This window comes from Hymenobacter rigui, assembly GCF_003944715.1.
Taxonomy (GTDB): Bacteria; Bacteroidota; Bacteroidia; order Cytophagales; family Hymenobacteraceae; genus Hymenobacter; species Hymenobacter rigui.
Genome location: NZ_RWIT01000022.1, coordinates 48,738 through 63,070 on the forward strand (window position 1 = coordinate 48,738; position 14,333 = coordinate 63,070).

The 14,333-nt window shown below is 61.2% G+C and carries 15 protein-coding genes; all 15 read right to left on the bottom strand.

Features of this window, described 5'->3' with window-relative positions; genetic code table 11:
* Window positions 1-224 precede the first annotated feature (224 nt).
* On the bottom strand, window positions 225-992 hold the full coding sequence (locus tag EI291_RS21440; RefSeq protein ID WP_125424349.1) for a slipin family protein: 768 nt from the start codon (window positions 990-992) through the stop codon (window positions 225-227).
* Window positions 993-1,161: 169 nt separating this feature from the next.
* Window positions 1,162-1,578, bottom strand: a complete 417-nt coding sequence (locus tag EI291_RS21445; protein WP_125424335.1) for a DUF5958 family protein — start codon at window positions 1,576-1,578, stop codon at window positions 1,162-1,164.
* A 12-nt stretch (window positions 1,579-1,590) separates the two neighbouring features.
* Window positions 1,591-2,019: a hypothetical protein gene (locus tag EI291_RS21450; protein WP_148103437.1), complete on the bottom strand. Its 429-nt coding sequence runs from the start codon at window positions 2,017-2,019 to the stop codon at window positions 1,591-1,593.
* Window positions 2,020-2,484: 465 nt separating this feature from the next.
* Window positions 2,485-3,843 (bottom strand): M28 family metallopeptidase, encoded by a 1,359-nt coding sequence (locus EI291_RS21455; RefSeq protein WP_125424337.1) that lies wholly within the window; start codon window positions 3,841-3,843, stop codon window positions 2,485-2,487.
* Window positions 3,844-4,055: 212 nt separating this feature from the next.
* A complete protein-coding gene (locus tag EI291_RS21460; protein WP_125424338.1) occupies window positions 4,056-5,321 on the bottom strand; it encodes a beta-ketoacyl synthase N-terminal-like domain-containing protein in 1,266 nt (421 codons plus the stop codon).
* Entirely contained in the window at window positions 5,314-6,645 is a 1,332-nt protein-coding gene (gene bioA, locus EI291_RS21465; RefSeq protein ID WP_125424339.1) for an adenosylmethionine--8-amino-7-oxononanoate transaminase, read from the bottom strand. Before bioA ends, EI291_RS21460 begins: the two co-directional genes overlap by 8 nt.
* Before the next feature lie 342 nt (window positions 6,646-6,987).
* Window positions 6,988-7,608 carry a dethiobiotin synthase gene (gene bioD / locus EI291_RS21470; RefSeq protein WP_125424340.1) on the bottom strand — a complete coding sequence of 207 codons (621 nt, stop codon included), beginning with the start codon at window positions 7,606-7,608 and terminating at the stop codon, window positions 6,988-6,990.
* 115 nt (window positions 7,609-7,723) lie between these two features.
* The gene (locus EI291_RS21475) at window positions 7,724-8,356 is read right to left on the bottom strand and encodes a class I SAM-dependent methyltransferase (protein ID WP_125424341.1); all 633 of its coding nucleotides are present in this window, start codon (window positions 8,354-8,356) and stop codon (window positions 7,724-7,726) included.
* 46 nt (window positions 8,357-8,402) lie between these two features.
* Entirely contained in the window at window positions 8,403-9,203 is an 801-nt protein-coding gene (locus EI291_RS21480) for a class I SAM-dependent methyltransferase (protein ID WP_125424342.1), read from the bottom strand.
* A gap of 106 nt (window positions 9,204-9,309) precedes the next feature.
* Window positions 9,310-10,122, bottom strand: coding sequence for a toxin-antitoxin system YwqK family antitoxin (locus EI291_RS21485; RefSeq protein WP_125424343.1), 813 nt, complete (start codon window positions 10,120-10,122; stop codon window positions 9,310-9,312).
* Window positions 10,123-10,178: 56 nt separating this feature from the next.
* A complete protein-coding gene (locus EI291_RS21490) occupies window positions 10,179-11,360 on the bottom strand; it encodes an aminotransferase class I/II-fold pyridoxal phosphate-dependent enzyme (RefSeq protein WP_125424344.1) in 1,182 nt (393 codons plus the stop codon).
* A complete protein-coding gene (locus tag EI291_RS21495) occupies window positions 11,360-11,842 on the bottom strand; it encodes a hypothetical protein (RefSeq protein WP_125424345.1) in 483 nt (160 codons plus the stop codon). The genes EI291_RS21490 and EI291_RS21495 overlap by 1 nt, the downstream gene beginning before the upstream one ends.
* Window positions 11,843-12,084: 242 nt before the next feature.
* Window positions 12,085-12,348 (bottom strand): hypothetical protein, encoded by a 264-nt coding sequence (locus EI291_RS21500; protein WP_125424346.1) that lies wholly within the window; start codon window positions 12,346-12,348, stop codon window positions 12,085-12,087.
* Window positions 12,349-12,383: 35 nt separating this feature from the next.
* Window positions 12,384-13,391: a biotin synthase BioB gene (gene bioB, locus EI291_RS21505; protein WP_125424347.1), complete on the bottom strand. Its 1,008-nt coding sequence runs from the start codon at window positions 13,389-13,391 to the stop codon at window positions 12,384-12,386.
* 120 nt (window positions 13,392-13,511) lie between these two features.
* Window positions 13,512-14,333, bottom strand: an 822-nt coding sequence (locus EI291_RS22965) for a hypothetical protein (protein WP_170172756.1), incomplete at its 5' end; no start/stop codon positions are given.

Consider the following 14,333-nt stretch of genomic DNA (forward strand, 5'->3'; position numbering starts at 1 on the left):
CTGACGCCCCCGGTCCGATGGCGCAGCCGTCCGACCGGTTGTCAGCCGCGCCGCTGCCTTCGTTGGACGTCAGCACACGGCAACCGGTCGGACGGCTGCGCCGTCGGACCGGGGGTGTATAAACCTATCGAAAAATCCGTCGGCTTGTGCGCCGCAATCCACACAAAAAAACACCGATCTGGTGCAATGCCGGATCGGTGTTTCCAGGGCAGGAAAGTAGCTGCTTAAGAAACTGTGGTGGCCGACTGCCCCTGAGCGAAGCCGCGGGCCAGGTTGGTAAACTCCGAGGGGATGAGCACCACGGTGGTCGTATTGTTGTCGATGCCGATTTCGGAGAGCATCTGCATGCGGCGCAGTTCCAGAGCCATGGGGCTTTCTTCCATCTGCTTAGCCCCCTGGGTAAGTTTCAGCGACGCTTCCAGCTCGGCTTCGGCCTTGATGATGCGGGCCCGTTTCTCGCGGATGGCCTCGGCCTCGCGGGCCATAGCGCGCTGCATGGATTCGGGAATCTCCACGTCCTTGATTTCCACCATCTCAATTTTTACGCCCCAGGTTTCGGTGGCCGCATCCACCAGCTGCTGCAAAGTGGCGTTGATCTGCTGACGCTCCTTGAGCACCTCATCCAGTTGGTGCTGCCCGATGATGTTGCGCAGCGCCGTAACGGAGAGCTGGTACACGGCTTGGTTGAAGTTGGCCACTTTGATAATGGCATCCTCGGGGTTCACCACCCGGAACCACAGCACCGCGTTTACCTTGATGGTTACCGAGTCCTTGGTGATGGTTTCCTGCTGCTCCAGGTCCACGGTTTTGGTGCGGATGTCCACGGTGGTGCGGCGCTCAATGAACGGGATAATCCAGTACAGCCCCGGCCCGCGCCGCCCGGCGTAGCGCCCCAGCCGAAACACAATGGCCCGCTCGTACTCCTGGGCCACGCACAGGCCCATAAACAGTAAAATCAATCCAAAACCCAGTAAAACAACCAGCGTCGTCATGGTAACAGTGGCCTCCGGCCGCAATAAGTGAAACAGATATAGAAACGGGAGCACAGGCCGTGCCAGGCGGTCAAGTTAGTTCGATGAGGTGCCTCTGCGGCCATTTACGGGCTGTTTTGACACAGAAGCCAGTGCCTCCGGTGCCCGGCACCATACCATTCTGGTAGGGTCAGGCGGTCAGAACGGTAGGGGGCAGGGGTGGCAGATTATGCCACTCGTGCGAGCAGCCGTGCTGGCACTGGGTACGGCGGCGGTGGTCATCAGCTACGCGAAATACGCTCAGCAGCGCCCGAAATGCGTTGGGGTATTCGGTGGCCGGTAGCTGCTGAATGCGGGTGAAAGCCTGCGGGAGCGGGTGCACCCGCAGCAGCACCAGCGGAGTGGCCGTCGGCTTCACGGGGGCTTCGGCCACAGCCTGCTGCACCAGTGCCGGGGTGGGGTGCGCCTGCTGAATGTAGCTCGCCAGTTCCGTCAACCGGGCCAATTGCGCCGCCGCGGGCAACGCGGCAAACCACGCCCAGGCCCATTCCCACGGCAGCTGTTGCTGCGCTAGGCGGTTGAGCAGATGGCCGGGTAAGGGCTGCATAGCGGGTGGAGTTTATCGGTAAGATGCCGGGCGCGGCGGAGCCTGGAAGGGCACTGGGCGGCCCGTTGGCCGGCTGCGGTTGCCGGCGGCATCTATGGCTTCAAACAGCACGGTGCATTCTTCCCCAAAGGCAAATTGAAAGTTGCCGCCGCAGGTAAACCAGCCAATGCCTAGCTGGTTCTGCCAAGGAATAAGGTAGCTCACCACCGGAGCAGCCAGCCGCGCCGACTGTATGGTGGCCCGCACCAGCACCGGCGAGGCGTCCTCTAATGGGTTGGAGAAGAATACGTAATTGTTGATTCCTTCACTGTTTTCGGAATATTCCTGGTGGACCACGGCAGGTGTAGCCGTCCAGTGCGGAGCTTCAGTATCAGTCTTGGCAGCCACACGCCAGCGGTACACGGATACCAGTTGCTTGCTGCTGGGCCGGGCCCGTTGCATTCGAAATGGGTCATAGACTAAAGAACTGGTAGCATAGTGCAGTCTATACACAGTATCTGCCAGCAAGGGTCGTACAGGTTGTAATATCAGCTGAGAAGTACTACTTACAGGATTAATAGGGCGTTCCAGTATGCGAAGTGGTACCGAGTCATGTGTTGACCGTAGATAGAGTGGAATCTGGCTACCCAACTTCAGAAAATTCTCTATACTACCACTTGAAGCATCCTCCGATAATAAAAATACCTGCAGAGGCTGGATAGTAGCCGCCCGTTCATCGGGCCACACAGTTATCCAAGGTGTCCCTATACACTGACCACGTGCTGGGCGATGGTCCAGCAGCTGAAATAAGAGGAAAAGACAGTAGAAAGGATACGCTGAATTACGCCACATACAATTGCAAAGTACACGTAAAAGCCCACCATGCAACGCACAGCGGGCTTTCGTTGAACTCATATTCTAAAAGCTTTACCGCACCGGCTTCGGAATGACGGGCAGGCTCTCATGGCCCTCGGCGTCCACCGAAACTACCCCGAAGATGTAGTTGTCCTTGCTGTGGGGCAGGTCGGCTTTAAGGTCGGTTACGAAGAACTTCTGCTGCCACTCCGGGGCGCTGGTTTCGCGCATGAGCACGTAGTAGCCGGCCGGCCGCTCGCCGGTTTTGGGGGCTTCCCACTTCAGCTGGGTGCGGTTGGTGAGCTCGGCCGTGAGCACGCCCACGTTTTCGGGGGCGGCGGGGGCCAGGGCCAGGGCGGCCAGGGTAGCCAGGTTCACGCCGGTGTTTTTGCGCAGGTAGGCGAAGTCCATAAACTTGGGATAGTCGCCGTACTCGGTACCGTTGTCGGTGCGCAGGTCCTGGTGCTGGTGGCGGAAATCCTCGTTCATCTCCGAAAAGCGCACCGCCGTGAAGCCCTGCTGGTTGAAGGGCGTGTGGTCGCCGCCGCGCAGGAACCGGTCGGGGCGGTACTCCAGCACCACCTCGTGGCCGGGTACGTACTGCTGGCAGGCCACGCGGGTATAGCGGGCCAGGTTGCGACTGGGCGAGTCGTTTTCCGACGACAGCGTGCGGCGCACCCGGGCTTCATCGGCAGTTTCGGTGGCGGGCACGCCCTCGCTGAACACGCGCAGGCGCTTGTCGTCCCGGATTTCCGGGTCGTGGCCCACGGAGCTGCCCATGATGTCGTTGTTGAGCATGGCTACCAAGTTCCAGCCCTCCTGTTTGGCGCGCTTGGCCAGGTGGGTGGAGCCGTAGAGGCCCTGTTCCTCACCCTGCACTGCCACGAAGATGATGGTGGCCGGAAACTGCTGCTGCGACATCACGCGGGCCAGCTCCATCACGGCCACCGTGCCCGAGCCGTCGTCGTTGGCTCCGGGGGCGTCGGCGGTGGCGTTCATCACGTCAGTCACCCGCGAGTCGATATGGCCGCTCACGATGAACACGCGCTTGTCGGTGGGGTCGGTGCCGGGCAGGGTGGCCATCACGTTGGCCATCACCACGGGCCGGTCGATGCGGCGGCCGTCGGGCTTGATGGTGAACGTGTCCTGCTCCACTTTCAGCCGGCCGCCGCTGGCCTTGCTGTACTTGCGAAACTCGCCTTCCACCCAATTGCGGGCCGCCCCGATGCCGCGCTTCTTGCTTTTGGTGTCGCTGAGGGTGTGGCGGGTACCAAAGCTCACGAGCTTGTCAATGTCCTCACGCAGGTTCTTCTCCGATACCTCCTGCACCATGCGGGTGATGAGCGGATCGGGGGTGGTAGCGGGCTTGGTTTGGGCAAAAGCCGGCGCGGACATACCGAGGGCCAGCAGCAACGGGGAAAAACGACGCATAGGTTGGTTGTGGTTGGGAAGGCTATAGACGCAGGATTTCGGCCAGCGTTGCGGAAAGCGGTGTCATTGCGAGGCGCAGCCGAAGCAATCCTTCCTTTTCAAGGCGCGAATCCCTGATGAACGCAACGCCTTGGGGGGCGGGGCGTTGGAATAGGTCTGAGCTTTGTGCTGTAATCAAGGAAGGATTGCTTCGGCTGCGCCTCGCAATGACGTTACCGCAGCTCCACCACGGCGCTGGCCGCGTTGCCGCCAAAACCCGCCGCATTCACCAGAATCCGCCGGATGGGTTTGTCAGCTGCCGTAGCCAGGTCGGTGGTGAAGGGGGCGGGCGGCCATTGTTGAGTTTCCAGCACGTGGCAGGCGAAATCGAGGCTGAGTGCGGCGGAGGCCCCCAGGGTGTGGCCCACCAGCCATTTATTGGACAGCAGCGCGGGCAGCGCAGGGCCGAACACGGCGCGCAGGGCGGCCCGCTCGGCCGCGTCGCCGGCGGGGGTGCCGGGGCTGTGCAGCACCACCGCATCAATGTCGGCGGGAGTGAGGCTGGCCTGGGCCAGGGCCTCGCGCATAGCCTGCTGGAAGTGCTGGCCGTCGGGTGAGAGGCCGGTTTTGCTGCCGATGGCCTCGAACCCGAAGCCCACTCCGGCCAGCACCAGCAGCGGCCCGGTTTCGGCCGCGGCCTGGGCGGCGGAAAGCTGCTCCAGGGCAAACACGGCCGCGCCTTCGCCCAGCACAAACGAGGAAGGCCGGCCCGCGCCCGGCCGGCAGGGCCAGTCAGCGGCGGCCAAAGGCGAGTAGATGCCGATGGCGCGCATCTGAGCCAACGTGAAATCGGTGAGCGGGGCCTCGGTGCCGCCGGCCAGAAACCGGGTGGCCATACCGGCTTTCAGCCAGGCCCGGGCGTTGCCCAGAGCCTGAAATGCGCTGCTGCAGGTGCTGGAGTGGCTCAGGGCCGCCCCGCCGTGCTGACCGGCGTCGTAGGCCACCCAACTGGCCACGTTGCCCAGCGTGGTCAGCGGCGAAGCTGCCACCGGCACGCTGCCTTCGGCCAGAAACCCGGCGTGAAATTCCTCCAGCCGCCCCGTCGCCCCCCGGCTGCTGCCGATGCTCACGGCCAGCGGTGAAACGGTGAGTTGGTGAGTTGGTGAATTGGTAAGGTGACGTTCTTGACCATCACTCACCAATTCACCACTCACCATTTCACCATTTCCCCACCCGGCCTGGGCGGTGGCCTGGCGGGCGGCCAGCAGGGCCAGTAGCACGGTGCGGTCGAGCTGGCGGTAGCTGGGGTGACGGCGCAGCTCGGCTACGGCCGCTTCGGCGGGGGCGGGCAGGGTGGCTACGGGTACGCCGGTGGGGTGGGTGGTGAAGGGGGAGGCGGGGGCGGCGCCGGAGGGTGGCAGCGCCAGGCCCAGCGCCGATACCCGGCCCCGGCCCCGGATAACGGTCACGGCCTCGGCCTCGGTGCGGGAGTTAATCATGCAGGATTTCGGGCAGGTTGGGGGCGGGGGTGAAGTCGAGTACCAGCTCACGCATGCGGCGGAGCACGTCGTAGAGCAGGCCCAGCTCCGCGTTGGTGGTGCAGTAGGGCGGCAGCAGGTATACCACGTTGCCGAGGGGGCGCAGCACCACGCGGTGGTCGAGGGCGAGCTGGTAGAAGGCGTCGCGCAGGCGGCTGAAGTAGCTGGTGCCCTCGCCGGGGTCGTACTCCACGGCCAGGATGGTGCCCCGGTGCCGCACCGCCCGGATGCCCGACTGGTCCTCGATTTCCTGCCGGAACGCGGCGTGGGCGGCCTCGATACGCTGGCGCTGCTGAGTGCACTCGTCAGCCCGCGTGAGTTCCAGACTGGCCAGGGCGGCGGCGCAGGCCACGGGATTAGCCGTGTAGGAGTGGCCGTGGAACAGGGCCCGCATCTTGTCGTGGCTCAGAAACGCTTCGTACACCGGCGCGGCGCAGGTGGTCAGGCCCATGGCCAGGGTGCCGCCGGTGAGGCCCTTGGAGAAGCACATGATATCGGGCTGCTCCGTGAGTAGCTCGGAGGCAAACAGCGGCCCGGTGCGACCGAAGCCGGTCATCACCTCATCCGAAATGCAGAGCACCCCGGCCTGGTGGCAGCGGCGCAGCAGCTCGCTCAGCACTTCGGGCTCGTACATCACCATACCCGCCGTGCCCAGCACCAGCGGCTCGAAGATGAAGCCGGCCACATCGGGGCGGAGCAGCAGCGCGTCGAGCTGGGCCAGCGTCTCGGCCTCGTGGCCCGGTACCGGCACGTCGAGGAATTCCACGTCGAACAGCAGGGGCCAGAAGGGCTCAGTGAAGGCCCCGCGGGCACTCACGGCCATGGCCCCGAAGGTGTCGCCGTGGTAGGAATTGCGGAAGCAGAGGAAGGTGCGGCGCGCGGGCTGGCCCTGGTTGTGGAAGTACTGCAGCACCATTTTCAGGGCCACTTCCACGGCCGTCGAGCCGTTGTCAGAGTAGAACACGCGGGCCTGATTGGCAGGCAGCAGGGCCAGCAGCTGCTCGGCCAGTTCCACGGCCGCGGGGTGGGTGAAGCCGGCAAACAGCACGTGCTCCAGGGTGCGCAGCTGCTCGCTCACGCGCTCGGCAATAGCGGGGTGACTGTGGCCGTGCAGGTTCACCCACCACGAGGAAATGGCGTCGAGGTAGCGGGTGCCGTCTTCGGCAATCAGCCAGCTGCCTTCGCCCCGCACCACGGGGATGGGCAGCGGGGCGGTTTGCATCTGGGTATAAGGGTGCCACAGCACGGCGGCGTCGCGGAGGGCAAGGGAAGTAGGTTGAGGCATTACGGGTGGGGCCGGAGGTACCAGCCGCTACAAAGCTACAAACGCCCGCGCTGGCGGCGGTTTGAGGCAGAGTGGACGGGGTGTAGAGACGCAACATCTTGCGTCTCGTCGTTGCTGATGTTGCACCTGGCCAGAAGGTCCATAGCCACCCGTCATGCTGAGCGAAGTCGAAACATCTCTACCGCTTCGTTGGGCTGGCATTGCAACGAAGCGGTAGAGATGCTTCGGCAAGCTCAGCATGACGGGCTTTCAAGCGCTGGTTACTGCGTGAAATTGTCAGTATGCAGGACGTTCAACGACGAGACGCAAGATATTGCGTCTCTACCCTGTTAGCTGGCTTTTCTACAACCCAAACCATGCCCGGAATTCGGCGGCGTAGCGGCTCACCACGGCGGGGGTTACTTCCGGCTCCTGCAGCACGCGGGGCATAATGGGTACGCCGGTGTGCGCGGTGATGAACTCCTCGGTGGCGGGCGTGGGCTCCCCGTTGAACACGAGGCCGCGCACGCGCAGGCCGCGGGCCTGCAGGGCTTCCAGCGTGAGCAGGGTGTGGTTGATGCTGCCCAGGTAGTTGCGCGACACCACCACCACATCGAGGGCCAACTGTTGAGCCAGGTCGGCAATGAGGAAGCCGGGGGCCAGGGGCACCAGCAGGCCGCCTGCGCCTTCTACCAGCAGGTGGTTGTTGGTGGCGGGCAGCTGGAAATCGGTGGGGCGCAGGGTGATGCCCTCGGCAGCGGCGGCGGCGTGGGGCGAGGCCGGCAGCTGCAGCCGGTACCGCTCGGGCCAGAAGTGGCTGACGGGGTTCTGCACCAGCTCGCGCACGGTGGCCGCATCGGTGGTGGGGGTGAGGCCGGCCTGCACAGGCTTCCAGTAATCGGCCTGCAGGGCTTCGGTGAGAATGGCCGAGACGAAGGTCTTACCCACGTCGGTGCCAATGCCGGTAATGAAGAGTCGTTCCAAAGAGACGAAAGCGTTAATTAAAGCCCACAAAACGGGCAATTCAGCAGCTAAGACAAGCAAATGGCCCATAAGTTGGCGACAAGCTACCAACTACCGCTCGGCTGTCCGTCCACACTCAGGGTTTTCGGGCCAGCAGCAGCAGGTCCTGGTCGGGTGGGGCGTCGGGTCGGTGGAAGGTCTGGCGGTGCAGCGCAATCAGCGCAAACCCTTGTGCCGAGAGGAGTTCCAGCAGTATCGGCGCGGGGTAGTATTGCGTGTACACCCGGTGGCCGCTGCTGGAAGTCTGCCAGCCGGAACGGGCCCGCTCGCCTTCCATTGTACTCACATATACCACCCCGCCCGGAGCCAGCAGCTGCCAGGCGTGGCGGAACAGGGCGGCTGCTTCCGGCTGATCCAGATACGGCAGACAGAAGGAGCACAACACGCCATTAAACGGCCCCGACAGCTGATTGATGTTCCGGCAATCCAGCGACCGAAGCGTGGCTGTGGGGCAGTTGTGGCGGGCCAGGGCCAGCATGTTCGGGGCCAGATCAACGCCCGTAAACTGCAAATCAGGCCGTTTGTCGGTGAGGTAACGCATGACGTTGCCCGGTCCGCAGCCCACGTCGAGGACCCGGGCCGGGCCCGCCGGCAGCGCGGCGCAAAACTGGTCGAGTGCGGGGGCGTAGGCCGTTACGTCCATGTAACGGGTCTGGTACTGCTCCGCGCACTGGTCGAATGTCGTCACCGAAACCTGTGTTGGGTCCATGAGTAAACGGATTGGCGAAAATTCGGAGTAATGTTGGGGGAGTAGCCTATACCTGGGGCAACCCCGACTTGCGGCAGCGCAGGTGCAGGAAGTACGGCACCACCCGGGCCTTGCGCAGAAACGGGTGCGCCGCCAGCTGCTCGTCGGTGGGGCAGGGCTCCTGCAGGCCTTCCAGCACGAAGCCCGCCGCTACCACGGCCGCCACCCACTGGCTCAGGGTGAGGTTGAACACCGGCACCCGGAACGGGGCGTGGCGGGCCTGCTCCCGGAACGGGGCGGCCCCAAAAATCCACTCCTCGGGCTGGCCGTGCTGATAGTCGAAGTAGCCGCCCACCTCCACGGCGTAGGGCCGGCCTTGGGCGTCGCGCAGGTTCTGGCGGTGGGGTGTGGTGAAGCAGGGGTGACTGATGGAGAACTGCAGAAACCCGTCCGGCCGCAGCACCCGGAAGGTCTCGCGCAACGCCAACGCCGGGTCGGGCACGTCCATCAGGCACATGAAGGAGGTAGCAAAATCAAACGTTTCGGCCGCAAACGGCAACGCGGCGGCGCTGCCCACCAGGTACCGGATATCCAGCGGCTCGGCGGTTTCGGCCTGCTGCGCCGCCTCCACGAACACCGGCGCAATGTCGAGGGCCGTGACGTGGGCGCCCTGCCGGGCCAGCAGGCGCGTGTTGTACCCCTCGCCGCAGCCGATGTCGAGGCCTGCGAGACCGGCTACCGGGGGCAGCCAGGCGAAGAAGGCGGGCGTGTTCAGCAGGTCGCGGTACACGTCATAGCCGGCGCGGACCAACGTCGTCCAGGCCGGGGCGTTGCGGTTCCAGTATTCGCCTACTTCGTGGTCGTTCATAAGCGTTTGGGGTAGTGGTGGTGAACGAGTTTGCGCGCAGTAGATTAAGTTAGCTATTAGGATATTTTTATAAATATCCTAATAAAATCAAAGCAAATACATGAGTCTATTTATTTGTTATTAGCATGCCGAGCTTGTATAATGATTTTCTGGTAATTTGCCCATTACTGTTAAAGTGATATATTATTCCATTGAATTTACCATTTACTAAATTTGCTTTCGATTTGATACTGCCGTTTTTATAATATTCGATACATTCTCCATTTAATTTGCCCTTATCATAAGTGCAAGTTTCGTATAGAGTACTGTCTTTATCAAACCATTTCCAAACACCCACTTCTCTTCCTTCTTCATACTGACCAGCAACCAGAACGATGTCTGCAGAATCAACCAAATGCTCGATGGTATTCCCCCATAAAGTGTCATTTCTATAACGTCTTACTCTCCAAGTGCCGTTTTCGTCCCATGTTTTCCATGTGCCTACCTGCCGGCCATTTTTATAAGTGCCCTCACTTGCTGGCATTCCATTGCTATGCCACTCTCTGATGAATCCATTTCTGACACCTCTGTTTAGAGTTGATTCACGTTTCTTTGTTCCATCATCATACCAACAGGTAATATGCCCATGCTCCTTATTGTCTAACATTGTCCAGTTAGCTGTCTGATGCCCACTGACTGACCAACTCTTAAAGTGGCCTGCTTTCTTCCCTTTTTTGTAAAAGCCTTCGGAAGCTATTTGCCCATTGTCGTAAAATTCCTGATGCTTATAGTAAGTGGTATCATTACAGTTAGGATACAGTATAACTATGCGTTCTTGCTTATTATCGTAAGTTGATACCACTACTCTGCATTCCTGTTTGCAGGATGTATACAATATACCTAAAAATAGAAGAAGAATTATGCCTGATTTACTTTTCATAAAGATTTTTAGAAAAATATTTAATTTTTTGGAATAAAATCTGGTTAAATAAGCCGCTAAATATAACGAGTTGGTGAATTTATTTTATAGTTGAATCTGGTTTTGTTTCCTGCTGCCAATACGGCCGCCAACCCATCAATTTCAGCTTCCGAATTATAAGAATGCACGATAAGCCGCAGCCGCTCGGTACCAACTGGTACCGTCGGCGACACGATGGCGCGCACGTCGAAGCCGGCGGCCTGGGTGGCGGCGGCCACGGCCCGGACGTGGGCCGGGCCAGGGTTACCGGTGAAGAACACCGGGTGAATAACGTGGCTTTCGGCCGGCACATGCAGGCCGGGTACCGCGTTCAGGCGGGCTTTCAGGTAGTCGGAGAGGGCAAAGAGCCGGGCGCGCTCCGGGCCGAGGTCGGGCAGAAGCGCGTAGGCGGCGGTGAGGGCAGCCACCGTGAGCGGGGGCAGGGCGGTGGTGTAGATGAAGGGTCGGCTGAAGCTCAGCAGGTAGTCGCGCAGTACGGCTGGGCCGGCCACAGCCGCGCCTTGGCTGCCCAGGGCCTTGCCGAAAGTGAGGATGCGGGCAAATACCGCTTCTTCCAGTCCTAACTCCACCACCAGACCTTCACCATGCGGGCCGTAGAGTCCATTGGTGTGGGCCTCATCCACCACCAGATACAGGCCCTGCTCCTGACACACCTCAGCCAACTCCGTCAGTGGGGCCACGTCGCCATCCATCGAATACAGTGCCTCCACTGCTACGAATATGCTGCCGGTGGCACGCTGCAGCTTGCGGCGTAGGTCGGCCACATCGTTGTGGCGGAAGCTCCAGGCGGTAGCAAAAGAGCCGCGGATGCCGTCTTTCACCGAGGCGTGGGAAGCGTCGTCGTAGAGAATCGTGTCGCCACGCTTGGGCACGGCAGCGAAGAAGCCCATATTGGCTGCGTAGCCGGAGTTGAACAGCAGCGTCGCCTCGGCCCCGTGGAAAGTAGCCAAGAGGGTTTCCAGCGCCTCGGCGGCGACGGAGTTGCCGGTGAGCAGGCGCGAGCCGGTGCTGCCGGCAGGCGCGTGGGCGGCGGCCTGCACCGCTGCTTGTACCTGCGGGTGCCGGCTCAGTCCCAGGTAGTCGTTGGAGCTGAAATCGACGAGGCCGGCCGCGGGCGGCGCAGGCAGGCGGCGGCGGGTGCCCGCGGCTTCGCGCTTAGCTAACTCGGCGGCAAGTCGTTCGTGGAGAGGGGAGGACATTATTTCTTCGTTTTCTCGCCGGGTAAAAGAAACTGGCGGGGTAAGCCAAGTGAATCGGGCTGCCATCCCAGCTGCAGGCGGGCTTCCTGCCGGACGGCCGTTTCTATCACCTGCTCATTGAGCATGTCCAAGCTGGCTATGTGCAGGGATACATCGGGCAACGCATCTTCGTACAGGATATAGGTGCGCTGCCCCAGCCAATACCACATACCAGCCACGTTGCCCGGCTTGGGCGGACCATAGCGACGGGTAAGATCCTGTAGAATAAGGCGAGTTTTCTGCTCTTTCCGCAACCGATACGTAACGCCTATAAACTTTCCGCCCCGAAACCAGAACTCCGGATGCACAGGCTGGCCTGCCAACGTTACGGTATCAGTCTGGGGCAGCAGGCCATATACCCGGCTGGTTTTCCAGCGTTTTCCGGTTCCGGAAAATCGGGGCAGCAGGTAAGGAATGGTCCCTTCGGCTGCTCCGAACGCCAAGCCGTGCACAGCATAAGCAAAGTCAAGCGACTGGAGTGGCCACGTACTGCTGCTCTGAGCCTGACTGAAAAAGGGTAGCATTAGCAATAGCCAAACAAGTCTTTTGCCCATAGGAGGAAAGTAAATCAGCCACAAAGAAAACGCTCCTTCGGCGCAGAAAGCGTGACCGAAGGAGCGTTTCATGGGGAAAACCGAATCAGGCTGTACCGTGGCTGTGCGACTCGGTACCGAAGTACCTCGGGCTACACCTCGAAGCGCTTCACCGAGAGCCAGACGTTGCCGTTCTGCCCAAAAGTACGGGCGTTGATAACCATCCACTCCGAATCCACCTCTATTCGGTCACCGATGCCGGGCAGCACGTCGTGCCGCTGCATAATTAGGCTAATAGCGGCCCCGATTTTGTCTTCCAGCTCAGAAATCAGCTCGTGTGCCTCGCGGGATTCGTGCTGCTGGCGGAAGGTTTCGGCATAAGCGTGGTCGAGGTTAAGGTCGAAGGCAATATCCATGCAGGAAAGCTGTAAAATGGGTTTAATGGTGAGTGCTAGGCCTCCACTGCCGCCGTGCGGCCGAGCACCGTAGCGCCCTCGGGCATGTCTTTGAACGACTTGCGGGGCTTGAGGCCGAGCAGGGCAAACATCTGCTTGTCGGCGTCGAAGTCGGGGTTAGGCGTGGTCAGCAGCTTCTCACCCGAGAAGATGGAGTTGGCACCGGCCAGGAAGCACAGGGCCTGCTCCGTCACGGGCATTTCCTGGCGGCCGGCCGAGAGGCGTACCATGGTGTGGGGCATCAGGATGCGGGCTGTGGCAATCATGCGCAGCATTTCCCACACGCTCACGCGGGGCTGGTCGGCCAGAGGCGTGCCGGCTACGGGCACCAGGGCGTTTACCGGTACCGATTCGGGGTGGGCGGGCAGGGTAGCCAGCGTGTGCAGCATGGCAATGCGGTCCTCGTCGGTTTCGCCCAGGCCAATGATGCCGCCCGAGCACACCGAAATACCGGCCTTGCGCACGTGCTCCAGCGTGTTCAGCCGGTCGTCGTAGGTGCGGGTCGTGATGATGTCGTCGTACTTCTCGCGGCTGGTGTCGAGGTTGTGGTTGTAGGCGTACAGGCCGGCCTGCTTGAGGCGCTCGGCCTGGTACTCGTTCAGCATGCCCAGGGTGCAGCACACTTCCAGACCCATGCCGTTCACCTGCTCCACCATGCCCAGCACGCGGTCAAAGTCCTTATTGTCGCGGATTTCGCGCCAGGCGGCACCCATGCAGAAACGGGTGGAGCCCGAGTCTTTGGCGCGCTGAGCCGAGGCCAGCACTTCGGCGTCGGGTAGCAGCTTGTGGGCCTGCACGCCGGTGTGGTAGCGTGCGGCCTGGGGGCAGTAGGCGCAGTCTTCGGGGCAGCCGCCGGTTTTCACGCTCAGCAGGGTGCATACCTGCACTTCGCCGGTGGCCTGGGTTTGGGCGTGGATGGCGGCGGCCTGGGTGACCAGTTCCAGCACGGGCTGGTTATAGATGGCGTGTACTTCGTCGAGAGTCCAGTCGGTACGGAGCGTCATGGGGTGGGAAGAGTTTCGGTGGATGCTGGTGGTTTCGGAGCGGGACCAAACGGGGCGGCCCGCCGTAGCCGAAGCTGCCAGCGGGCCGCAAGATACACGAGAAGCGGATTTTTAGATGAGTTAGTGCGTAGTTCCATCCGCCAGGAGGCCGATAACCAGCATGTGAGCCAGGGAAATTGCCTGGGTAAATTCCTCGTTTTCGGCTTCCTGCTGAAAGAATCTAGTTTCCAGCACCGAAGCCTGTTGGATCAGCCACCGACGCAACGTGAGAATACTGTGCGCTGCGGTATCGGGAGTGAGCACACGAATACGCTTTTCCAAATCGGGAAGCCGTGAAATGGTACGAACCAGGTTTTCAAAGGCCCAATCGGTTTCGGCCGGCTGCCACGCTTGCAGTAAGGGTTCTAGTGAGCCGGTCAGTCGAATCAACCAGCCTATCAGCTCCTCCTCAAAAAAGCATTCGTGCTGAATATGCTGCGCCCACCAAGCCCTCAGGACTTGCCGAACAGCGGCTTTTTCCGCGTCGGGCCAACCATCCCAGCCGGCATACAGCATCTTGTCGAAAAAAGCATCCTTCTCCAGCTTTGAGTCCGGACACAGCAGCAATTCCAGCAGCCGGGGAAAGAAATACCGAAAGTCGGCCGCATTTCCCCAAGTCGTTATTGCCTTGAAAGCATAGCGCCGCAACTGTTTCTCGCTGAGGTCGGCCAGCGGCACGGTAAACAGCACCCGGTTTTCTTCGTCACTGATGCAACAAGGGCAGGCATCCGGCAACTGACGCAGCCGATGAGCAGAAAACCGGGCATACAGAACAGTATAGCAGATTCGTGAACAGTTCGTCCTGGCTCCGTGCAGCTGCGTAGAATGGAATATGAAACCGTATTCGCTTGATTTGCGCAGCCGCGTGGCGGCCGCCTGCCGCGAGCCTGGGGCGAGCAAGGC